General features: G+C 63.7%; 20 protein-coding genes. 17 read left to right on the forward strand and 3 right to left on the reverse strand.

What is annotated here, in order from left to right; all coding sequences use genetic code 11:
- Nucleotides 1–4: 4 nt before the first annotated feature.
- The 3 genes from serS to surE all read left to right on the forward strand — a co-directional run bounded on the left by serS (nt 5) and on the right by surE (nt 2,657).
- The gene (serS, locus tag ACXJMY_RS08295; RefSeq protein ID WP_456618831.1) at nt 5–1,336 is read left to right on the forward strand and encodes a serine--tRNA ligase; all 1,332 of its coding nucleotides are present in this window, start codon (nt 5–7) and stop codon (nt 1,334–1,336) included.
- Nucleotides 1,337–1,432: 96 nt separating this feature from the next.
- Nucleotides 1,433–1,798 (forward strand): hypothetical protein, encoded by a 366-nt coding sequence (locus ACXJMY_RS08300; protein WP_456618832.1) that lies wholly within the window; start codon nt 1,433–1,435, stop codon nt 1,796–1,798.
- A 91-nt stretch (nt 1,799–1,889) separates the two neighbouring features.
- Entirely contained in the window at nt 1,890–2,657 is a 768-nt protein-coding gene (gene surE / locus ACXJMY_RS08305; protein ID WP_456618833.1) for a 5'/3'-nucleotidase SurE, read from the forward strand.
- A 104-nt stretch (nt 2,658–2,761) separates the two neighbouring features.
- On the opposite strand, the gene ACXJMY_RS08310 is transcribed toward surE, so the two are convergent.
- A complete protein-coding gene (locus tag ACXJMY_RS08310; RefSeq protein ID WP_456618834.1) occupies nt 2,762–3,133 on the reverse strand; it encodes a response regulator in 372 nt (123 codons plus the stop codon).
- A gap of 237 nt (nt 3,134–3,370) precedes the next feature.
- Between ACXJMY_RS08310 and ACXJMY_RS08315 the strand changes: the two genes are divergently transcribed.
- The 8 genes from ACXJMY_RS08315 (at nt 3,371) to ACXJMY_RS08350 (ending at nt 14,829) form a co-directional block, all read left to right on the forward strand.
- The gene (locus ACXJMY_RS08315) at nt 3,371–4,021 is read left to right on the forward strand and encodes a protein-L-isoaspartate(D-aspartate) O-methyltransferase (RefSeq protein WP_456618835.1); all 651 of its coding nucleotides are present in this window, start codon (nt 3,371–3,373) and stop codon (nt 4,019–4,021) included.
- Nucleotides 4,022–4,130: 109 nt separating this feature from the next.
- Complete coding sequence (locus ACXJMY_RS08320) at nt 4,131–5,531, forward strand: peptidoglycan DD-metalloendopeptidase family protein (protein ID WP_456618836.1); 1,401 nt, start codon at nt 4,131–4,133, stop codon at nt 5,529–5,531.
- 613 nt (nt 5,532–6,144) lie between these two features.
- Nucleotides 6,145–7,140 (forward strand): formylglycine-generating enzyme family protein, encoded by a 996-nt coding sequence (locus tag ACXJMY_RS08325; RefSeq protein WP_456618837.1) that lies wholly within the window; start codon nt 6,145–6,147, stop codon nt 7,138–7,140.
- Nucleotides 7,141–7,245: 105 nt separating this feature from the next.
- Nucleotides 7,246–8,916, forward strand: coding sequence for an arylsulfatase (locus ACXJMY_RS08330; protein WP_456619079.1), 1,671 nt, complete (start codon nt 7,246–7,248; stop codon nt 8,914–8,916).
- 228 nt (nt 8,917–9,144) lie between these two features.
- Nucleotides 9,145–10,794 (forward strand): arylsulfatase, encoded by a 1,650-nt coding sequence (locus tag ACXJMY_RS08335; RefSeq protein WP_456619080.1) that lies wholly within the window; start codon nt 9,145–9,147, stop codon nt 10,792–10,794.
- 77 nt (nt 10,795–10,871) lie between these two features.
- Nucleotides 10,872–11,915, forward strand: a complete 1,044-nt coding sequence (locus ACXJMY_RS08340; protein ID WP_456618838.1) for an HAD family hydrolase — start codon at nt 10,872–10,874, stop codon at nt 11,913–11,915.
- Between the two features lie 276 nt (nt 11,916–12,191).
- Nucleotides 12,192–13,259 (forward strand): SphA family protein, encoded by a 1,068-nt coding sequence (locus tag ACXJMY_RS08345; protein WP_456618839.1) that lies wholly within the window; start codon nt 12,192–12,194, stop codon nt 13,257–13,259.
- 106 nt (nt 13,260–13,365) lie between these two features.
- Nucleotides 13,366–14,829: an arylsulfatase gene (locus ACXJMY_RS08350; protein WP_456618840.1), complete on the forward strand. Its 1,464-nt coding sequence runs from the start codon at nt 13,366–13,368 to the stop codon at nt 14,827–14,829.
- Between the two features lie 76 nt (nt 14,830–14,905).
- Here the strand turns inward: ACXJMY_RS08350 and ACXJMY_RS08355 are convergent, their stop codons facing one another.
- The gene (locus tag ACXJMY_RS08355) at nt 14,906–15,886 is read right to left on the reverse strand and encodes an ATP-binding protein (RefSeq protein ID WP_456618841.1); all 981 of its coding nucleotides are present in this window, start codon (nt 15,884–15,886) and stop codon (nt 14,906–14,908) included.
- Between the two features lie 181 nt (nt 15,887–16,067).
- Between ACXJMY_RS08355 and yajC the strand changes: the two genes are divergently transcribed.
- The 6 genes from yajC to ACXJMY_RS08385 are packed head-to-tail and all read left to right on the forward strand — an operon-like array spanning nt 16,068 to nt 21,733.
- Nucleotides 16,068–16,445: a preprotein translocase subunit YajC gene (yajC, locus tag ACXJMY_RS08360; RefSeq protein WP_456618842.1), complete on the forward strand. Its 378-nt coding sequence runs from the start codon at nt 16,068–16,070 to the stop codon at nt 16,443–16,445.
- Between the two features lie 59 nt (nt 16,446–16,504).
- Nucleotides 16,505–18,109, forward strand: a complete 1,605-nt coding sequence (gene secD, locus ACXJMY_RS08365) for a protein translocase subunit SecD (RefSeq protein ID WP_456618843.1) — start codon at nt 16,505–16,507, stop codon at nt 18,107–18,109.
- A gap of 10 nt (nt 18,110–18,119) precedes the next feature.
- Nucleotides 18,120–19,139, forward strand: a complete 1,020-nt coding sequence (gene secF, locus ACXJMY_RS08370) for a protein translocase subunit SecF (RefSeq protein WP_456618844.1) — start codon at nt 18,120–18,122, stop codon at nt 19,137–19,139.
- 60 nt (nt 19,140–19,199) lie between these two features.
- The gene (locus ACXJMY_RS08375) at nt 19,200–19,583 is read left to right on the forward strand and encodes an Mth938-like domain-containing protein (RefSeq protein ID WP_456618845.1); all 384 of its coding nucleotides are present in this window, start codon (nt 19,200–19,202) and stop codon (nt 19,581–19,583) included.
- Nucleotides 19,580–20,443: a phytoene/squalene synthase family protein gene (locus ACXJMY_RS08380; RefSeq protein ID WP_456618846.1), complete on the forward strand. Its 864-nt coding sequence runs from the start codon at nt 19,580–19,582 to the stop codon at nt 20,441–20,443. The genes ACXJMY_RS08375 and ACXJMY_RS08380 overlap by 4 nt, the downstream gene beginning before the upstream one ends.
- Nucleotides 20,444–20,488: 45 nt before the next feature.
- A complete protein-coding gene (locus ACXJMY_RS08385) occupies nt 20,489–21,733 on the forward strand; it encodes a threonine ammonia-lyase (RefSeq protein WP_456618847.1) in 1,245 nt (414 codons plus the stop codon).
- An 18-nt stretch (nt 21,734–21,751) separates the two neighbouring features.
- Here the strand turns inward: ACXJMY_RS08385 and ACXJMY_RS08390 are convergent, their stop codons facing one another.
- On the reverse strand, nt 21,752–22,930 hold the full coding sequence (locus ACXJMY_RS08390) for an aminotransferase class V-fold PLP-dependent enzyme (RefSeq protein WP_456618848.1): 1,179 nt from the start codon (nt 22,928–22,930) through the stop codon (nt 21,752–21,754).
- Nucleotides 22,931–22,960: the final 30 nt, after the last annotated feature.

Genomic DNA, 22,960 nt, shown 5'->3' on the forward strand with positions numbered 1-22,960 from the left:
GGCCATGCACGACATCAAATCGATCCGCGACAATCCGCAAGCCTTCGACGCCGGTCTCGCGCGGCGGGGCCTGAAGCCGTTGTCGGCCTCGCTGCTGGCGATCGACGAGACGCGGCGCGCGGCGATCCTGGCCTCGGAGCAGGCTCAGGCGCGGCGCAACGCAGCATCGAAGGAGATTGGCGACGCCAAGAAGGCGAAGGACGAGACGCGCGCGGCCAAGCTGATGGYCGAGGTCGCCGAGCTCAAGACCACGATGCCGGAGCTCGAGGCCGCCGCGAAAGCTGCGGACGAGCAGCTGACGAAAGAGCTGTCCGCGATCCCGAACATTCCGTTCGACGACGTGCCCGACGGCGTCGACGAGCACGGCAATTTGCAGCACCATGTGTTCGGCAACAAGCGCAACTACAGCTTTACGCCGAAGCTGCATGACGATCTCGGCACGGCGCTCGGCTACATGGATTTCGAGGCGGCGGCAAAACTCTCCGGCGCGCGCTTCGTCGTGCTGAAAAAGGGGCTGGCGCGGCTCGAACGCGCGATCGGCCAGTTCATGCTCGACCTGCACACGACCGAGCACGGCTATACCGAGATCAACCCGCCGCTCCTGGTGCGCAACGAAGTGATGTTCGGCACCGGGCAATTGCCGAAATTCGAGGACGATCAGTTCTGGGCGATCAAGGGCGAGCTCCTGGCCGCGCCCGATCACGAGCGGTTGCGCACGGAGCGTCTCGGCCTCATCCCGACCGCGGAAGTATCGCTCACCAACCTCGCACGCGAATCCATTCTCGACGAGAAGCAATTGCCGATGCGGCTCACCGCGCTGACGCCGTGCTTCCGCGCCGAGGCCGGTGCTGCCGGACGCGACACCCGCGGCATGATCCGCCAGCACCAGTTCACCAAGGTCGAGCTGGTCTCGATCACGACGCCGGAAGCGAGCAAGGACGAGCTGGAGCGCATGCTTTCGTGCGCCGAGCAGGTCTTGCGGAAGCTCGACCTGCACTACCGCGTGATGACGCTGTGCGCAGGAGACATGGGCTTTTCGTCGCAAAAAACCTATGACATCGAGGTCTGGATGCCCGGGCAGGGCGACGGCGGCATGTTCCGCGAGATCTCGAGCTGCTCGGTCTGCGGCGACTTCCAGGCGCGGCGCATGGATGCGCGCTCGCGTGGCCCCGACGGCAAGCCGCGCTTCGTGCACACGCTGAACGGGTCCGGCACCGCAGTTGGCCGCGCGCTGATCGCGGTGATGGAGACTTACCAGCAAGAGGACGGCTCGATTGCGGTCCCCGACGTGCTGCAGCCCTATATGGGCGGGCTGAAGGTGGTCGCGCGCGAGTAGGGCGCGATTGGCCGGCCGTAACGCGGAAACGTTTGGTTGCGAAGATCGGGCGGCCGGCTATCTTGTCGGCCACCCGACAACTCGAAACCCCCGTTCATGGCCTTGCACCGCGACATCTTCTGGGTCGGCAGACAATGGGCGGTGACGGGTGCCGGCATCCAGGCCGTCGACCAGCGCCTGCGTGGCGTGTTGGACATCGAGATCGCGCGGCTCTGGGACGACGCTCTCGTGCAGAGCCGGCGGGCCAAGCCCGGCGTCAACATCGACGATTTTGACGCGGCATTGACGACCGCGCGCACGCGCTATCCGCGTGAGCCGGCTCCGACGGTGGCCGACCTGTTGCCGGCGCCGCCCGCTGCCGCGGAGCTGCTCCAGGCCCGGCCGCCGGTTCCACCGGCCTTCGTGCTGCGTGCGGAAGGCAGGCTTGCGCGGTTCTTGCCGCAGTGGAGAATTCGCCGCTGAGAGGCCCATCGGCCAAGGCGGCGTCCGTTTGCCTGATCGGTCATAGCCGGATAAGACCAGCTTGAGACGACCCATGGAATCGAGCTGAGATATGCGCATTCTCTGCACCAATGACGACGGCATCCACGCCCCCGGCCTCAAGGTCGTGGAGGAAATCGCGCAGGCGCTGTCCGACGATGTCTGGGTGGTCGCGCCCGAGCTCGACCAGTCCGGCGTGTCGCATTCGCTGTCGCTGAACGATCCCTTGCGCCTGCGCGAAGTCGGCCCGCGGCACTTCGCGGTGCGGGGCACGCCGACCGACTGCGTCATCATGGGCGCGCGCCATATCCTCGGCGCCAAGCTGCCCGATGTCGTGCTGTCCGGGGTCAACAAGGGGCGCAACGTTGCCGAGGACGTGGTCTATTCCGGCACCATCGCCGGCGCGCTGGAGGGCACCATCCTGGGCATTCCGTCGTTCGCGCTGTCGCAGGAGTTCAGCGTCGAGACCCGCGACCGGCCGCAATGGGACACTGCGCGCCAATTCGGGCCCGATATCCTGCGCAAAGTGATCAAGGCGGGGATCCCGAAGGACACCGTCATCAACGTCAACTTCCCGTCCTGCGCGCCGGAGGATGTCCTGGGCATCCGCGTGACCCGGCAGGGCAAGCGCAACCTCGGCTTCCTCAGGATCGACGAGCGCAGGGACGGCCGCGGCAATCCCTATTTCTGGATCGGCTTCGAGCGCGCGGCGATGATGGACACGCCCGCCGAAGGCACAGATCTGGCGGCACTGCGCGAGCGCTACGTCTCGGTCACCCCTCTCAGGCTCGACCGAACCAATGAGGCGTTTTCGGAGGCGCTGGGCGCGACGCTCAAGTAGCCGCTAGCCTGCAGCCCGGACGAAGCGAAGCGCAATCCGGGGCCTCGTGCCGCGCGGCTCCAATCCCGGATTGCGCTTCGCTCCATCCGGGCTACGGAGATCCGCTAGGCGCCGCGAAGCGCGGCCTCGATCGTCTTGCCGAGCGCGTCGAGCTGAAACGGTTTCTGGAGCGCCGGCCGGTCGCGATATTGCTCGGGCAGGCCCGAGGAGCCGTAGCCGGTCGCGAAGATGAAGGGGCAGCCTTTTTCCTTGATCAGATCGGCTACCGGCGAAATCACCTTGCCGTTGACGTTGACGTCGAGGATGGCGATGTCGAATTCGGTCGCCTGGGCAAGCCGCATCGCTTCGTTGATATCGCCGGCCTCAGCTGCGACCTTGTAGCCGAGCTCTTCGAGCATGTCCGCGACCATCATCCTGATCATGACCTCGTCCTCGACGAGGAATACAGAACGGCCCGAAAGCCTTGCCGCAGTCATAGCTGAGTCCTTGCCCATAGGGACAAACGTTCGCAGATAACGCTACAGGACGCAATGCGCGTTTGGGCGAACGGAAGCCTGCGAATGGTGATCGCCGCTGCTCCGTCGCAAGCCAATGTGTGGTCAAATGCTGCATCGAAAGTCTATCATGGGTTCCTGAGCCGGAACAAGATTCGGGCGCGAATACCTGCTGCACAAAACCTCGATCCGGATCTGACGAGACGAACACTGACAGCCATGACCTCCGATCATCACCCGCCGGAAAAGATGATGTTTCAGCTCACGCTGAGGCGTCGGGGCATTAGCGATCAGGCGGTGCTGCGCACCATGGAGGCGGTGCCGCGCGAGCTGTTCGTCGACGAGGCCGATCGCGCCGGCGCCTATCGCGACAGCGCGCTGCCGATTGCCTGCGGGCAGACCATCAGCCAGCCCTTCGTCGTCGCCTACATGACCGAGCAGCTTCAACTCCAGAAGCGGCATCGCGTGCTCGAGATCGGCACCGGCTCCGGCTATCAGGCCGCCGTGCTGTCGCGGCTCGCAGGCCAGGTGCTGACGGTCGAGCGCTACCGCAAGCTCGCCGACGCCGCACGCGCCAGGCTTGAGAAGCTCGACTGTCACAACGTCGAGGTGATGCTGGCCGACGGTCTCAACCTGCCCGCCAATATCGGGCCATTCGACCGCATCATGGTCACGGCGGCGATGGAGCAGATTCCGGAGAACCTGGTCGAGCGGCTCGAGGTCGGCGGCATCCTGATCGCACCGGTCGGCCCGCATCAGGGCGTGCAGACGCTGATCCGCCTAAGCCGCAGCGAGGCCGGGATCGAGCGCAAGGAACTCCTCGAGGTCCGCTTCGTGCCGGCGCTGCCCGGCGTGGCGCGGGAGCTGTAGAATTCCGGATCGGCTGTGCTGCCAACATCTTATTGGGAGGGTTAAGCCGTTATTTACTCGGCGCGTGTTTACTTAAAAGACCAGTTCTGTTGCGTACGAGTGAGTAACCATGTCTGTCGTCGCCGAGTTGCTTTACTCGCGCCGCGTACCGCAGGTCGCGGTGCTGGCGCTGATCTCCTTCAGCTTCGCAGGGTGCAGCGCCGACATGTCGTCGCGGCTGTCCCAGTCGAATTTCTCCAATCCCTTCGCGTCGGAAGCGACCGGCTCGGTGCAGCAGGCGCCCCCGCCGCAGCGTGAGCTGCCGCAATATTCGCGGCCGCAGACCCAGCCCGGCTATTATCAGTCTCAGCCGCTGCCGCCGCCGGCGGTTTCCGCGCCGCAATCCTATCCCGTTGCGGCGGGTGGCGGTGTGTCCGGGGGCGGACGTGGCGTCGGTTCCTATGCGCCGCCGGCACAGCCGCATCTCGAGACCACAGCCACCGTGCCGCCGCGCTCGGTCGCAGCCGCCCAGCCGGCCGGCGGGACCAAGATCATCGTCGGCACCAGCGATACGCTCGACGTGCTCGCCAAGCGTTATCACGTCACGCCGCAGGCGATCCTTGCCGCCAACGGCTACAAGGGCCCGCGTGCGCTCTCGCCCGGCCAGCAGCTGATCATCCCGCGTCCCGGCGCGACGGCTGCCGCACCCGCGCCGGCGATGGCTCCGGTTGCTGCCGCTCCGGTGATGGCGCCCGCCGCCAAGCCGGTTGCGGCCGTCGCTGCGCCGCCCAGCCTCCACTTCGTCAACCGCGGCGACACGCTCGCCAGCATCGCGCGCAAGAACCATATCTCGCCGGCCGAGCTCGCCCGCGCCAACGGCCTTGAGCCTTCGGCAAAGCTCAAGCTCGGCGCCAGGCTGACCGTGCCCGGCGCCAAGACCGCCGCGGTTGCGGCACCGCTTGCTCCGGCTCCCGTCGCGGCCGCCCCGGTTGCGGGTACCCTGCAGCCCGTTGCGGCCGCTCCGGCGCCCGCCACCAAGATGGCCGCCGTTGCCGCGCCGGTGCAGAGTGCCCGTCTGGCCCAGGCCACCGCCAATGTCGAAGAGAAGCCCGCCGAGACGCCGGCGAAGGCCGCGGAAGTCACCAGCGCGCTGCCGACTTTCCGCTGGCCGGTGCGCGGCAAGGTGATCACCACCTACGGCGCCAAGACCAACGGCAAGTCCAATGACGGCATCAATCTCGCAGTGCCCGAGGGTACGCCGGTCAAGGCGGCTGAAGATGGCGTCGTTGCCTATTCCGGCAACGAGCTGAAGGGTTATGGCAATCTGGTCCTGGTTCGGCACTCCAACGGCTACGTCACCGCATATGCCCATGCGAGTGAGCTGATGGTGAAGCGCGGCGATACCATCAAGCGCGGTCAGGTCATTGCCAAGTCGGGTCAATCCGGTGAGGTGGCGTCGCCGCAGCTCCACTTCGAGATCCGTAAGGGATCCAGTCCGGTTGACCCGCTTCAATTCCTGAACGGGGCGTGAGGCGCGAGCCTGAGAAGTAGGGCAGGCCACAACGACGCTGTCATCGCCCGCCTTGTGCGCAATTGCGCACTGGAGCGGGCGATCCAGTATTGCAGAGACAGCAGTCGCTGGGCCGAGACGCTGCCGCGAACTGTGGCGTAGATTAGCACGCAGTAAAATTCGGATTAATAAAAGTTTGGCGAATGCCGGAAGCGGATCGCGTTCATGCGAGTTCGCTCCGGCGGAATGTTTGTGCTTGCTCCTTTTCCGGCAAGCTCTCTGAATCCCGAACCATTCAAAATCGCTGAGTTCGTCGCGTAGGATTCGAGGTTCGGTGTCGGAGCCTGGAACGCGTTGGTCGCGGGATCAGGTTCGGCCTGAGGCTTTTGTGACCGGACCATCAAATTATCGAAGAACAACCCCGTGCAAAGTAGCCGATGGCTGCCGGTGCGATGTCCCAATGTTCTGAATCTGCTTCGGTTTCGATGGCGCAGCGGACAGGGCAGGGCTTGCTGGTGACCCAGCGCCGTCGTGAATGTCCCGACCTGGAACCCTTGATCTAGATCAACCTGGAAGAGTGGCGTTCCGTTTCGGTAGCAGCGCACGCCAATGACGCTCGGGTCCGGAGATCGGCATGAAGCTGGCTGATACGAAATCGTCGCCTGATTCCGGACAATCGTACCAGCATCCAGCAGGCGAGGGGATGCTGTATGTGCCGGGCGGCACGTTTCGCATGGGTTCGGATCGGCACTATCCGGAGGAAGCGCCGGTCCACCGCGTCACCGTGGATGCGCTCTGGATGGATCGCCATCCAGTGACGAACCGGCAATTCAAGGCGTTCGCCAAGGCTACCGGCCACGTCACCGTTGCCGAGATCGCGCCCGATCCAAAGGACTATCCCGGAATTCTCCCGCATATGATCTACGCGGGCTCGCTGATGTTCGCTCCGCCCGCGCATCCGGTCAGTCTCCGGGACTTCAGCCAATGGTGGACCTTCGCCAAAGGCGCGAACTGGCGGCATCCCTACGGGCCGGGCAGCGACATCCGTGGGCTGGACGATCATCCCGTGGTGCATGTGGCCTTCAGCGATGCGCTCGCCTACGCAAGATGGGCTGGCAAGGATTTGCCGACCGAAGCGGAATGGGAATTTGCGGCGCGCGGCGGGCTGGATGGCGCCGAGTTCGCATGGGGAGATGAATTTGCGCCTGGGGGCCGTCACATGGCCAACACCTGGCAGGGCGAATTTCCACGCCAGAACACCAGGGACGATGGATACGAACGGACATCGCCGGTCACCGCATTCCCGCCGAACGGATACGGGCTGCACGATATGATCGGCAACGTCTGGGAATGGACGTCAGACTGGTATTCGCCTCGGCATGAAGCCGACGCTGCAAAAGCCTGTTGCATTCCAGAGAACCCGCGCGGCGGCCGCGAGGCCGATAGCTACGACCCAAGAACGACCAACGTGAAAATTCCACGGAAGGTCATCAAAGGCGGCTCGCATTTGTGCGCGCCGAATTACTGCCGACGCTACAGGCCGGCTGCGCGGCATGCGGAGCCGGTCGACACATCCACGAGTCATCTCGGCTTTCGGTGCGTCAGGCGAGGAGCCTTTGATGCATCATAAATAGGGAGCGTAACCATGTTGCGTACCATATTGCCCGCCAAGCCATGCAAGACACCTAGTTGGCACAAGCGGTCCTGCGCATCGCTGCTTGGCGCGACGATGTTGATGTCGCTGTCCGGGCCGGCCAGCACGCCGGCAACCGCACAGCCGGCCCAGAAACCCAATATCCTCTTCATCATGGGCGACGACATCGGCTGGATGCAGCCGAGCATCTACCACCGCGGCCTGATGGTCGGCGAGACGCCCAACATCGATCGCATCGGCAACGAAGGCGCGATCTTCATGCACTATTACGCCGAGCAGAGCTGCACGGCCGGCCGCAATGCCTTTTTCACCGGCATGAATCCGCTGCGCACCGGCATGATCCCCCCGCAACTGCCTGGTAGCCCGTCCTATCTGCGGCCCGGTACGCCGGCGCTCGCCAAATTCCTGCTCGATCTCGGCTACAACACCGGCGAGTTCGGCAAGAACCATCTCGGCGATCACACCGACGCACTGCCGACCGCGCATGGTTTCCAGGAATACTGGGGCTACCTGTATCATCTCGATGCGATGCAGGGCGTGAGCTTCCCGGACATCAACAAGTCCCCGACCCAGCAGACGGTCGCTCCGCCATGCAAGAATACGCCGATCCCAGGCATCCCGGAGGTACCGGGCGCGGTCGATCCGCTAACGACCGTTTGCCTGACGCCTCCGCGCAACGTCCTGTCGTGCAAGTCGGATGGTACATCCAGGACTCAGCAGTGCGTCGATCAGGGCCCGCTGACACTCGAACGATCGAAGGGTGTCGACGAGGAAATTTCGGCCAAGGTTATCGACTTCATCGATCGCAACGACCCGAAGACGACGGGCAAGCCTTTCTTCGTCTGGTACAACCCGGCGCGTATGCACGTCACGACCGTGCTGAACGACAAGTACATGGCCATGGTCGGCGAACCCGGCGGCAAGGACTGGGGCGTCAACGAAGCCGGCATGAAGCAGATGGATGACAACATCGGCTACGTGCTGAAGAAGCTCCAGGACATGGGCCAGCTCGACAACACGATCGTCGTGTTCACCACCGACAACGGTGCTGAGACGTTCACCTACCCGGACGGCGGCACGACCCCGTTCAAGGGCTCGAAGATGAACACCTGGGAAGGCGGCATGCGCGCTCCGTGTGTCATTCGCTGGCCGGGCGTCATCAAGCCTGGAACGGTCAAGAACGACATCTTCGCGTCGCTCGACTGGCTGCCCACGCTTGTCAACATCGCGGGCGGAGCCAAGGGCGATGCTCTGAACAAGCGGATCATGGCCGGCGCCTATCCGGGCATCGTCAAGACCAAGCTCGATGGCGTCGACCAGACCGAGTACCTTTCCGGACGTTCGGAAAAGTCGGCGCGCGACACCTTCTTCTACTATTCCAGCAGCCATCCGTCGGCTGTGCGCTACAAGAATTGGAAGATGTATTTCGCGATCGCGCCCGAAACCGCGACGGGCTTCCTCTCCCCGGGAGTCCAGACCCAGTTCGCAGCTGGCATGGTCAACCTCAAGCGCGATCCATTCGAGACGTCGTGGGGCGATGAGAAAAAGGCGAGCTTCTGGTTCAGCGGCGCGCTCGCCGGGCCGGTCACGGCTTACATATACGACTGGAACCTGCTGCCCATCGGGCAGGTGCTGTGGCTGAAGGAGCTGGAATCCTACAAGGAGTTCCCACCCCTTCAGGATCCCGCGAGCTACAACCTGGATCAGGTCATGGAACAGCTCAAGAAGGGTCAGGGGCACCCGAGCCAGTAACTCGGATCCTTGCGGGTGATGCGGGCGCCCCACGGGCGCCCGCCGACGGAATAGCGAGCAAAGCGATAAGGGCCCGCGCGGGGCCGGCCGGCACCTCCACAAGCCATTTCGGCTTCCGATGCATCAAGCAAACAGAACCAATTGCGTCACAACAGAGAGGCGCGCGTCATGAGCAACAAGCTTCCGCCAGGCGATTCCCACGACGCCACTCCGCAATCGGGCAGCGGAATGAAACGCCGCGATCTCTTGCTGAGCGGGAGTTCTCTTGTCGCCGCTTCGGCACTCTCCGCGGTCGGGCTGACAAGTTCTGCGCAGGCGCAGCAGCTAACACCGTCACCCGCGCCAGCGGGGCAGCGGCCGAACATCGTCGTCATCATGGGTGACGACATCGGCATGTGGAATATCGGCGCTTATCACCGCGGCCTGATGGCTGGCCGGACGCCCAATCTCGACAAGCTCGCCGCTGAAGGCATGCTGTTTACCGATTACTATGCCGAGGCGAGTTGCACGGCAGGTCGCGCCAACTTTATCACCGGTGAGCTGCCAATCCGTACCGGCATGACCACGGTCGGCCAGGCCGGCGCAGCCATCGGCATACCCGCGCAGGCGGTGACGATTGCCACCGCGCTGAAGGGAATGGGCTACGCCACCGGCCAGTTTGGCAAGAATCACCTTGGCGACAAGAATGAATTCCTGCCGACGGTGCACGGCTTCGACGAGTTCTTCGGTTACCTCTATCACCTCGACGCCATGGAAGACCCCGCGCACCCGAACTACCCGCAGGATCTGCTGAACACCGTCGGTCCGCGCAACATGCTCCATACGTACGCGACCGATGTGGACGATTCCACCGTCGATCCGCGCTGGGGAAAGGTCGGCAAGCAGAGGATCGAGGATGCCGGGACGCTTTATCCCCCGAGGATGGAAACCGTAGATGCCGAAATTCGCGATCTCGCGCTGAAGTTCATCGAGAAGGCCAAGGCCGACAACAAGCCGTTCTTCCTGTGGCTCAACCCGACCCGGATGCACATCGTCACCCACCTCTCGCCCAAATACCAGGCCCTACGAAATTCCAAGAACGGCTGGTCGATACATGAAGCCGGCATGGCGCAGCTCGATGACGACGTCGGCCTCGTGATGCAGAAGCTCAAGGATATGGGCGTGGATGACAACACCATCGTCGTCTTCACCACCGACAACGGAACCGAGGTCTTCACCTGGCCCGATGGCGGACAGACGCCTTTCGCGCAGAGCAAGGGTACCGTCATGGAAGGTGGCTTCCGTGTACCCTGCATGATCCGTTGGCCGGGCAAGGTGCCGGCCGGCAAGGTCGAGAACGGCATCATTTCAGGTCTGGACTGGTTTCCGACCTTCCTCGCGGCAGCCGGTAACCCAAACATTGCAGACGAGCTGAAGAAGGGCAAACAGATCGGTGAGAGGACCTATAAGTGCTATCTGGATGGCTATAACCAGATGGACATGATCACCGGCAAGGGGCCGTCGAACCGGCACGAAATCTTTTACTTCGGAGAGAGCGAACTCGGTGCCGTTCGCATCGACGACTTCAAGTATCGTTTCATTGACCAGCCTAGGGGCTGGCTCGGTGAAAAATCCAAGGTTGACGTGCCCTACCTCACCAACCTTCGCCTCGATCCGTTCGAGCGCACGGGCTGGCCCGATAACGGGAGCAAAGAAGGCGCGCAGCAATACTTCGACTGGTTCAAATACGAATTCTGGCGCTTTGTGTTTGTTCAGCAGCAGGTGGAAAAGCTGGCGATGACGGCGATCGAGTTTCCGCCGATGCAAAAGGGCGCAAGCTTCAACCTCGATGCCGTGAAGGCGAAAATCGAGGCGGCTCGGGCGGCAATGACTAGGTAGTCGCCAGGGCTTCGACTGATTTATGGCGGGCGCGCCGAATTTCCGTGCGCCCGCTTGGCAGCGGAAGGGAGCCCGTCATGAAACCGACTGTTCGTCTTCCTGTTATCGATCGCCGCATTCTGCTCTCGTCGCTGGCGCTGCTTCCCTTGATCTCTGCCCCGTTCCGTTCCACCTCCGCGGTGGCACAGGCACAACGCGATCCGCTCCCGTCCTGGAACGACGGTCCGACCAAATCGTCAATCCTCGACTTCGTCACGCGCGTCACGACGCAAAACGGCCCTTATTTCGTACCGTCCGAGCAACGCGTTGCAACTTTCGACAATGACGGCACGCTCTGGATCGAGCAGCCGATGTATATTCAGCTGGCCTTCGCACTCGATCGCGTAAAGGTTCTTGCACCCATGCATCCGGACTGGAAGACCAAGCAGCCGTTCGCAGCGGTGCTGGACGGCGACCTGAAGGCGCTGGCGGCTTCCGGTGAAAAAGGACTGGTCGAAATCATCGCTGTGACACACGCCGGCATGACGACAGCGGAATTTGAGAAGATCGTCACAGACTGGCTTGCGACCGCGCGTGATGGCCGCTTCAAACGTCCCTACACCGAACTCGTTTATCAGCCTATGCTCGAATTGCTCGCTTACCTCCGCGCCAACGGCTTCAAGACCTTTATCGTGTCAGGTGGCGGCGTCGAGTTCATGCGGCCATGGACCGAGACGATTTATGGAGTGCCTTCCGAGCAGGTGGTCGGATCGTCAATCAAGACCCGATATGAAATGCGTGACAGCACACCGGTTCTATTTCGCTTGCCCGAGGTCGATTTCATCGACGACAAGGCCGGCAAGCCGATCGGGATCAATAGCCACATTGGCCGGCGTCCGATCGCCGCATTCGGTAACTCCGATGGCGACCTCGAAATGCTGCAATGGGCGACGCTCGGTACCAGCGGCGCGCGGTTCGGCCTGATCGTCCACCATACCGACGCGGAACGTGAATATGCCTACGATCGCCAATCACATTTCGGCAAGCTCGATGTCGCTCTCGATGCTGCAGCGCCGAACAGGTGGACCGTTGTGGACATGAAGAACGACTGGAAGAGGATCTTTTCGTTTGATGAGAGGTGAAATCGTAAGACCCATGGCTGCGCGAATGCAGTGCGCAGCCAGCCAGCCGTTATGCACGCTGTCGGGCATAGCACCCGACTATATTTTTTGGATGTGGCCAATTCACAACGGACATCGCGTCTGGAGCATGCCTTACTGACAGCCCGTAGACGAAACTCCGATTCCTTCGGTCTCGAGATAGGCTTAGGCCTCATGACGGGACCAGGTCTTAAAACGGAAAGTGTGTTCGCGACCGCCAAATCCCGACGCATCCGTCGAACCGCTAGGAGATTGCAGATGAAGCGCACGTTGGGATTTGCGGGTTCCTCTCAGCCGACCCTGCTCGGCGCAATTGCGTTTGCAGCTCTCACGTTTTCGCCGCAGATCGCGAGCGCCGACGAGAGCGGCATCTCGTTCTGGGTCCCGGGGCTGTTCGGCAGTCTGGCAGCGGCACCCACCGCCCCAGGCTGGTCCCTCGGGACGATCTATTACCACACCAGTGTGTCCGCCTCCGGTGCTGCCGCAGCGGCCCGAGAAGTTCAGATTGGCCGTTTCTCTCCGAACGTCAATGTCGACTTGAACGTAAATCTCAAAGCGCCGCCAGACCTGCTGTTTCTGTCTCCGACGTATACGTTCGCGACGCCGGTCCTCGGCGGGCAATTGTCCGTCGGTGTCACGGGCATTTACGGTCGAAACAGCACGACCCTCGATGGCACGCTGACGACCGGGTTCGGTCCGATTTCGGCGACCCGCACGGGAACCATATCGGACTCGCTCACCGGGTTCGGCGACCTCTATCCCATGGTCACGATGAAGTGGCACGACGGCGTCCACAACTACATGACCTACGTGACCGGCGACATTCCAGTCGGCGCCTATGAGCCCAGCCGCCTCTCCAACATCGGCATCGGTCATGGCGCCATCGACGCAGGCGGGGGTTACACTTACCTCAACCCGATGACGGGATATGAATTCTCCGGCGTCGGCGGCTTCACGTACAACTTCAAGAACCCGGACACGCTGGTTCAGAGCGGCGTCGATTTCCACTTCGATTGGGGTGCGTCGAAATTTCTCTCGAAGCAGGCCTTCGTAGGTCTGGTCGGCTATGCCTATCAGCAGGTCTCCAACGATACCGGCGGACTGCCGGCCCTTGGCGGATTCAGGTCGCGCGTTTTCGGCATCGGTCCGCAGTTCGGCTATCTTTTTCCGGTCGGCGGCATGCAGGGATATCTGAACATAAAGGGATATGGCGAATTCGGAGCGGAGAACCGGCCGTCGGGCTGGAATACCTGGCTGACCTTTGCGATCTCGCCCGCCGCGCCTGAAAGCACCGTTGCGCCGACCCCGCGCAGGGTGACGAAGTAGGGGGATCAACCGGAGAAAGGCATCAACCGGCAACCGGCTCTGGCGGCACGTAGGGGATTGGTGCCGAGCTTGGTCGGAAGGTGGCCAATTGATCTGAGGGCAAAACGTGCCGAAGAGCAAAACCATCTGGCTCGGTTCGTTGGCATCAGTCGCCGCCATAGCGATTGTGATCGCGCCTTCCGCAGCGCAGCAACCTAAGAAGCCCAACATTGTCGTCATGCTCACGGACAATCTGGGCTATGGCGAGCTGGGCATATATGGCGGCGGTATCCTTCGCGGCGCGCCCACGCCACGCATTGACGCGCTCGCCGGCGAGGGCACGCGTCTGCTCAACTTCAATGTTGAAGCGCAGTGTACGCCGTCCCGCTCGGCCCTGCTTACGGGGCGCTTTGCCATCCGCTCCGGCACGTACGAAGTTCCGATCGGCGGCATCCCCGACGGATTAACACAGTGGGAGATCACGACTGCGGAGCTGTTGTCGGGGCAGGGCTACGCGACCGGGATGTGGGGCAAATGGCATCTCGGTAGCGCCGAAGACCGGATGCCTACCAATCAGGGGTTCGACGAGTGGTACGGCATCCCGCGCACTTATGACGAGGCGATGTGGCCGTCCCTGGACGAGACACAAAGCATGTGGCCGTCGGTCGGGAACAGGCAGGGCTGGGATGCGAAAGTCGTTCACCCCCAACACATCTATGAAGCACGCAAGGGCGATAAACCTCGACAGGTCGCTGTGCTGGATGTGGATCGCCGCCGCACCATGGACGCGGAAATCACCAGCCGTGCGGTGGAGTTCATCAAGCGCAACGCGAGCTCGGGCAAGCCGTTCTATGCCTACGTTCCGTTCGCGCAGGTTCACATGCCGACGCTTCCAAATCTTGAGTTCGCGGGCAGAACCGGCAACGGCGATTGGGCCGATTGCCTGGCCGAAATGGACTACCGCACCGGGCAAATCCTCGATGCCATCAAGCAAGCAGGCATCGAAAACGACACGCTTGTGATATTCACCAGCGATAATGGCCCGGAGGCGACCAACCCCTGGGAGGGTGACAGCGGACCTTGGCGCGGAACTTACTTCACGGCGATGGAAGGTTCACTGCGGGCACCGTTCATCATTCGCTGGCCCGGCAAGGTGCCGGCGGGCCGCGTCAGCAACGAAATCGTTCACATCGTCGACCTCTTCACGACGCTTGCGCGGGTCGGGGGCGCAGAGGTCCCTACGGATCGCGCGATTGACGGCGTGGATCAGCTAGATTTCTTTTTGGGCAAGCAGGAGACCTCTAACCGCGAAGGGTTCCCCGCCTATGTGGCCGACCGGCTGTCAGCCGTCAAATGGCGAAACTGGAAAGTCCATTTGATCTGGCAGGAAACGATGTACGCCACGCCGCAGAAATTGCCCTTGCCGAGAATCATCAATCTACTGACCGACCGGAAGGAGGAGCGTGATGTTGCCGCGCAAAACTCCTGGGTCGCCGATCCCGCGGTGAGAATCATCGGAGCACTGGAAGCGAGCTTCAAGAAGTACCCTCCGATCAAGCTTGGCACCCCGGATCCCTACACGCCGCCATAACCGGTTTTTATGCGCACGCGCCCTTGATTCCCCGCCTTCGGGGAAAGACAGCCGTAAGTGGGTTGCGATCCGACCGCTACGGCGCCGCCAGCTTCACGCCCAGCCGGCCCGCGAGCTCCTGCACGAACTGCCAGGCGACACGGCCTGAGCGCGAGCCGCGCGTCGTCGACCATTCCAGCGCCTCGCGCTCCAGCGCCTCGTCGTCGACCTTGACGCCGAAATGGCTGCAATAGCCGCGCACCATTGCGAGATATTCGTCCTGGCTGCAGCGGTGGAAGCCGAGCCAGAGGCCGAAGCGATCCGACAGCGAGACTTTCTCTTCGACCGCTTCGCCGGGATTGATCGCGGTCGAGCGCTCGTTCTCGATCATCTCGCGCGCGAGCAGGTGGCGGCGGTTGGAGGTGGCGTAGAGGATGACGTTCTCGGGCCGGCCCTCGATGCCGCCTTCGAGCACCGCCTTGAGCGATTTGTACGAGGCGTCATTGCCGTCGAAGGAGAGGTCGTCGCAGAACACGATGAAGCGGAACGAGGACGCCCGCAACTGCTCCATCAGCGCCGGCAGGCTCTCGATGTCCTCGCGGTGGATCTCGATCAGCTTGAGCTTGTCCGCCGGTTTGCGCTCCGCATTGATGCTGGCATGGGCCGCCTTCACCAGCGACGACTTGCCCATGCCGCGCGCGCCCCAGAGCAGCGCATTGTTGGCGGGCAGGCCGCCAGCGAAGCGCTCGGTGTTCTCGATCAGGATGTCGCGCACCCGGTCGACGCCCTTCAACAGGAACAGCTCGACGCGGCTGACCCGCGGCACCGCCGACAGGCGGCCATCCGGGTGCCAGACAAAGGCATCCGCCCGCTCGAACGATTCGGGCGCTGCGGCCGGCTTCCCCTGGGCGGAGAGGTGCGCCGCAATGGTCTCCAGCGCGCGGACGACGCGCTCCTGGGAGAGGTCGGGGGCAGCCTTGGAAGCTGCCTTGGGGCGTTTTGCCGCGACCCGGGCAGGCTTCCTGGCAGGGGTAATGGGGCCTTTGCCGGCCGGGCTTTTGCTTGGTTTTCTGGGCATGTCCGAAGTTCCTGAGAATGCAGCCTTATCGGGCCGGGAGGCGCGCCGCAAGGTGGCCAAATCGACGGTCTGGCAGCGTTGCAATTGGGGCGGTGGCCGCTATAGTCCGCGCGAATTTGACCGAACCGGTCGCCTTTGAGGGCCTGACCGGCTTTCCCCCGTTTCCACGAGGATCGTCCGAATGCTGATTACCCCTGCGTATGCCCAGGCCGCGGGCGCCGGCGACACCAACAGCATGTTGATGTCGCTGCTGCCGTTCGCCCTGATCTTCGTGATCATGTACTTCCTGATTCTGCGCCCGCAGCAGAAGAAGGTGAAGGATCACGCCGAGCTCGTGAAGAACATCCGCCGCGGCGACACCGTCGTGACCTCTGGCGGCCTCGTCGGCAAGGTCACCAAGGTCGTCGATGACGACCAGATCGAGTTCGAGATTTCCGACGGCGTGCGCGTGCGGCAAATGCGCCAGATGATCTCCGGCGTCCGCGCCAAGGGCGAACCGGCGAAGGAATCCAAGGATGGCGCGAAGGAAACCGCCAAGGACGACGCCGCGTCGAAGTGAGTGCTTCCGCGAGTCTCTCAAGTCTTCCTGCAAGTCTCCTGATCTGACAGGTCCAGTCGATGTTGTATTTCACGCGGTGGAGGGCGCTCGGGATTATCCTGACGGCGCTGATCGTGTGCCTCTGCGCGGTCCCGAACTTCTTTCCCGAGGCGCAGGTGAAGACCTGGCCCGCCTGGGCGCAGCGCCGGCTCGTGCTCGGCCTCGACCTTCAGGGCGGCTCCTATTTGCTGCTCGAGGTTGACGCCAACTACGTGAAGAAGGAGAGGCTCGACCAGATCCGCGACGAGGGGCGTCGGGTGCTGCGCGACAACAAGATCGGCTTTACCGGCGGTCTCACGGTACGCAACGACGCCGTCGAGGTTCGCATTACCAAGGAATCCGACGTGCCGACCGCGCTGACCAAGCTGCGCGAGATGGCCCAGCCGCTGGGCGGTCTCTTGGGCTCCAGCGGTCAACGCGACCTTGACGTGACCGATGCCGGCGGCGGGCTGATCCGCCTCAGCGTGCCGCAGGCCGCGATGATCGAGCGCATGCGCAAGACCATCGAGCAATCGATCCAGATCGTCGAGCGCCGCGTCAACGAGCTCGGTACCGTCGAGCCCGTCATCCAGCGCCAGGGCACCGACCGCATCCTGGTGCAGGTCCCCGGGCTTCAGGACCCGACCCGCCTGAAGGAGTTGCTGGGCAAGACCGCGAAGATGGAATTCCGCATGGTCGATGCCTCCGTGCCGCCGGACCAGGCGCAGCAGGGCAGGCTGCCGCCGGAATCCGAGCTGTTGATGAGCGCGTCGCCGCCGCCCGTGCCCTATGTGGTCAAGAAGCAGGTGCTGGTCGCCGGCGGCGACCTGACCGACGCCCAGGCGAGCTTCGACCAGCGCACCGGCGAGCCGGTCGTCAGCTTCAAATTCAACACGTCGGGCGCGCGCAAGTTCTCGCAGGCCACGCAGGAAAACGTGGGGCTGCCGTTTGCGATCGTCCTCGACAACAAGGTGATCTCGGCTCCCGTCATCCGCGAGCCGATCACCGGCGGTCAGGGCCAGATCTCCGGCAATTTCACCGTGCAATCGGCCAACGATCTCGCGATCCTGCTGCGCGCCGGCGCGCTGCCGGCGCCGCTGACGGTTGTCGAAGAGCGCACCGTCGGTCCGGGCCTCGGCCAGGACTCGATCGAGAAGGGCGAGCTTGCGGCCTATGTCGGCTCGATCCTGGTCGTCGTGTTCATGCTGCTGACCTACCGGCTGTTCGGCGTGTTCGCCAACATCGCGGTGGCGATCAACGTCGCCATGATCTTCGGCCTGCTGTCGCTGCTCAACGCCACGCTGACGCTGCCCGGCATCGCCGGCATCGTGCTCACCGTCGGCATCGCGGTCGATTCCAACGTGCTGATCTACGAGCGTATCCGCGAGGAGCTGCGCGGCGGCCGCAACGCGATCTCGGCGATCGACGCCGGCTTCAAGCGGGCGCTCGCGACCATCCTCGATTCCAACATCACCACCTTCATTGCCGCCGCGGTGCTGTTCTACATCGGCACCGGCCCGGTGCGCGGCTTCGCCGTGACGCTCGGCATCGGCATCATCACCACGGTATTCACCGCCTTCACGCTGACCCGGCTGATCGTGGCCGGGTGGGTGCGGTGGAAGCGGCCGCAGAGCGTGCCGATCTAGGAGCCTGACCGTGACTCACATTGTTCTCATCGGGCTCGGCATCCTCATTGCTGTACTCACCGTGGTCTCGGTGTTCGGCTGGCTGCCGTCGCTGCGCATCGTCCCGGACGATACGCATTTCGACTTCACACGCTTCCGTCGCATCAGCTTCCCGATCTCGGCGGTGCTGTCGATCGTCGCGATCACGCTGTTCTTTACCCACGGCCTGAACCTCGGTATCGACTTCAAGGGCGGCACGCTGCTGGAGGTGAAGGCGAGGTCCGGCACCGCCGACATCGCGGCGATGCGCACCACGCTCGACGCCCTGGGTCTGGGCGAAGTCCAGTTGCAGCAGTTCGGCGGCCCCGAGAACGTCCTGATCCGTGTTGCGGAACAACCGGGTGGCGATGCCGCACAGCAGCAAGCCCTGCAGAAGCTTCGTGGCGCGCTCGGCGACAGCGTCGACATTCAGCGCACCGAGGTGCTCGGTCCGCGCGTGGCCGGCGAGCTTCTGGCCTACGGCATGCTCGGCCTGATGCTCGCGATCGTCGCGATCCTGATCTATCTCTGGTTCCGGTTCGAATGGCAATTCGCGCTCGGCGCCATGATCGCCAACGTGCACGACATCGTGTTGACCATCGGATTCATGTCGATCAGCCAGGTCGATTTCGACCTGACCAGCATCGCGGCGCTTCTGACCATTCTGGGCTATTCGCTCAACGACACCGTCGTCATCTACGACCGTATCCGTGAAATGCTGCGGCGCTACAAGAAGATGCCGATGCCGCAGCTGCTCAACGAGTCCATCAACTCGACGCTGTCGCGCTCGATCATCACCCACTTCACGGTGACGCTGGCACTGCTGGCTCTGCTGCTGTTCGGCGGCCACGCCATCCACAGCTTCACCGCGGTGATGATGTTCGGCGTGGTGCTGGTCGGCACCTATACCTCGATCTTCATCGCGGCGCCGATCCTGATCTATCTCGGCGTCGGCGAGCATCGCGAGGATGCGAAAGAAGAGGCTCCGCCGGCGAAGAAAAGCAAGGCATGATCCGAACCGCATGCCCTCGCAGGCGTTTGCGAGGGCAATAGACCCATTCGGACAAGTCTCATGGCCGGCGATCCCAACGCTCCGCATTTCCCCCGCTCCGCGCCGATCGAAGCCTATGGCAAGGGCGGCTTCGCCTTTGCCGGCATGTCGCATCGCGGTTCGCTGCTCTGCCTGCCCGACGCGATCTGGGCCTGGGACGTGACGGATCCCGCCCAGATCGACCGCTATTCGCTGGATCGGGTCTTCACGGCTGCCAACAGCATCGACACGCTTCTGATCGGGACCGGAACCGGCGTCTGGCTGCCGCCGCCGGCGCTGCGCCAGGCGCTGAAAGCGGTGAGGGTGGTGCTGGACACGATGCAGACCGGTCCCGCCGTGCGGACCTACAACATCATGATCGGCGAACGGCGCCGCGTTGCGGCCGCGCTGATCGCCGTGCCATGAACAGCACTGCGCCGCCATCCGATGCCGTTGCCTTCTGCGCCGATATCGTGCGCAGCCATGACTTTCCGCGCTATGCCGCGACGCTGTTCGCGCCCGCTGCCGAGCGCCGCGCGCTGCTCGCGCTCTACGCTTTCAACGTCGAGATCGTCCGCGTCCGCGATCTGGTGAGCCAGCCCTTGCCCGGCGAAATCCGCCTGCAATGGTGGACCGACATGCTCTCGGGCCATGTCCATGGCAGCGCCGAGGGCAATCCGGTGGCGGCAGAGCTCTTGCGCGCGATCCGCGATTTCGACCTGCCGATCGAGCCATTGTCGTTGCTCGCCGACGAGCACCAGTTCGATCTGTACAACGATCCGATGCCGACGATGGCGGCCCTGGAAGGCTATCTGGACGCGACCTGCTCGGCGTTGTTTGGGCTCGCAGCCCGGATCATGGCGCCGCCTTCGCCGGCCATCGAGCATCTGGCAAGGCATGCCGGGCTGGCCCAGGGCATCGTGCAGATCGTCACCAACCTGCCGCGCGATGCCGCGCACCGGCAACTGTTCCTGCCGCAGCAATTTCTGACGAGCCATGGCTGCAGCATGGAGGATGTCTTCGCCGGCAAGGACACGCCCAATCTGCGTGCCGTGCTGGAACAGCTCGCGGGCGAAGCCCGGCAACATCTGGCCACGGCCTCATCGTTGCTTGCGGAGGTGCCGGCGCCGGCGCGGTCCGCGTTTCTGCCGCTGGGCCAGACGCGGGCCGACCTCAAGCGGCTGTCGCGGCCGGGGCGCGATCCCTTCGCGCCGCAGCCGGCATCGCGCTTGCGCACCTTATGGACGCTGTGGCGGGCTTCGCGATCGCGGGAATTTACCAAATAGCGGTTGGCTTATCGCCTGCATCGGCCAAATGCTCTATGCTGTCCTATGGCTGACTTGTCCCAAACCGTGTCCATCGATCTGACCGGCTTTCCGGTCGCACCTAGCGACATTCACGCTGCCGCCGAGACGATCCGGGGCGCGGTCGTCGAGACCCCCTGCGGCTACAGCCGCACGCTGAGCAGCATCTGCGGCTGCGACATCTGGCTCAAATTCGAGAACCTCCAGTTCACGTCCTCGTTCAAGGAGCGGGGCGCGCTCAACCGGTTGACGGCGCTGTCGGCCGAGGAGCGTGCGCGCGGCGTGATCGCGATGTCGGCGGGAAACCATGCGCAGGGCGTCGCCTATCACGCCAAGCGGCTCGGCATTCCCGCCACCATCATCATGCCGGTCGGCACGCCGATGGTGAAGGTCGAGAACACCAGGCACCACGGCGCCGAGGTGGTGGTCACCGGCGCGACACTGGAAGAGGCGGCCGCATTCGCGCGCAGCCACGGCGAAACCCGCGGCATGATCTTCGTCCATCCCTACGACGATCCGCTTGTCATCGCCGGGCAGGGCACGGTCGGGCTGGAGATGCTGAAGGCTGTGCCCGAGCTGGATACCCTGGTGGTTCCGATCGGCGGCGGCGGCCTGATCAGCGGTATCGCCATCGCCGCGAAATCGATGAAGCCGTCATTGCGCATATTGGGCGTTGAAGCCTGGCTCTATCCCTCGATGTACAACGCCATCCATGGCGGCAACCTGCCGGCGCGCGGCGATACCCTGGCCGAAGGCATCGCGGTCAAATCGCCCGGCAAGATCACGACCGAGATCGTCCGCCGCCTCGTCGACGACATCGCGCTCGTCAACGAAGCCGAGCTCGAGCGTGCGGTTGCGACCCTGATCTCGATCGAGAAGACGGTCGTCGAGGGCGCCGGCGCCGCCGGCCTCGCCGCGCTGATGTCCGACCCGTCACGCCTTGCCGGGCAGAAGGTCGGGCTGGTGCTGAGCGGCGGCAACATCGACACGAGGCTGATTGCCTCGGTCCTGACCCGCGAGCTTGCGCGCGAGGGACGGCTGACCCAGTTGTCGCTCGATATCCCCGACCGGCCCGGGCAATTGGCGGCGGTGGCGGCGCTGCTGGCCGAGGCCGGCGCCAACATCATCGAGGTCTCGCACCAGCGGACGTTCTCGGACCTGCCGGCCAAGGCGACGCTGCTGCAACTGGTCATCGAGACCCGCGACAGCGCGCATCTCGACGAGGTCATGGCCAGGCTCGGCGCATCCGGATTGAGCGCGCGCTGTACCTGAGCGACGCGTATCCGCGTGCTATCGCGGCGTCAAACCGGCGAGGTGGCCGATCAGCCGATCGATCTCGGCTTCCGTGTTGTAGTAATGCGGCGAGGCGCGCACCACCGGAGGCAGCGCGCGGACTTCGGCATCGATGCGGGTGCTCGACGGGTACGAGGCACCGATCGTGATGCCGGCGGCAGCCGCGCTGCCGACTATGGCTTCCGCCTCATGGCCCTCCATCGTGAAGCTGACGATGGCCCCCGGCGCGCGTCCGAGGTCGCGAATCCTGATGCCGCGAATGGAAGCGAGGCCGCCGCGAAGACGGTCCGCGAGTGTGCGGCAGCGCTGTTCGATCGCGCCCATTCCGATGTCGAGGGCGTAATCGATGGCGGCGCCGAGGCCGAGTCGGGCTGCGTAATTGTTCTCCCAGGTCTCGAAGCGACGCGCATCGTCGCGGAGCCGGTATTCATCTCGGGAGACCCAGGGCGCCGCGAAGTGATCGATCATCGGCGGCTCGAGCTGTTGCAGCATCGCTCGCCGCACGTAAAGAAAGCCGGTGCCGCGCGGGCCGCGCAGGAATTTGCGCCCCGTCGCTGACAGCATGTCACAGCCGATGGCTTCGACATCGACCGCCATCTGTCCAGCCGCCTGACAGGCGTCGAGCAGATAGGGAATGCCCCGTGCTCGCGCGATCTTCCCGACCGCCGCCGCCGGATTGACCAGCCCGCCATTGGTCGGAACCCAGGTGATGGCGATGAGTTTCACGTGCTCATCGATCATGCGGTCGAGCGCCTGGAGGTCGAGTTCGCCGCTGGCATCGCTCGGCACGACGTCGATCGTTGCGCCCGTGCGCTTGGCCACCTGAAGAAACGCGACATAGTTGGCGGCGTATTCCGCCTCGGCGGTCAGGATCCGGTCGCCCTCGCGCAACGGAAGCGCGTAGAACGCCATCTGCCAGGCAACCGTCGCGTTCTCCATGAGGGCGATTTCGTCCGGCGCGGCGTTCAGCAACCGGGCGACCGAGCCGTACACCGCTTGCAACCGATCGGACTCCCGGTCGGAGGCGGCATAGCCCCCGATCTCACTCTCCAGATCGATATGCCGCTTCATGGCCGCGACCACAGGAGCAGGCATCAGAGCCGCGCCTGCATTGTGAAGGTACGCAAGCCGAGCGGCGGCTGGCGTGTCGGCACGTATTCGGTCGATGTCGATCAACTGCACCTCGGTCCTCGCGCTATCGCCGGT

Source organism: Bradyrhizobium sp. P5_C12 (genome assembly GCF_054049735.1).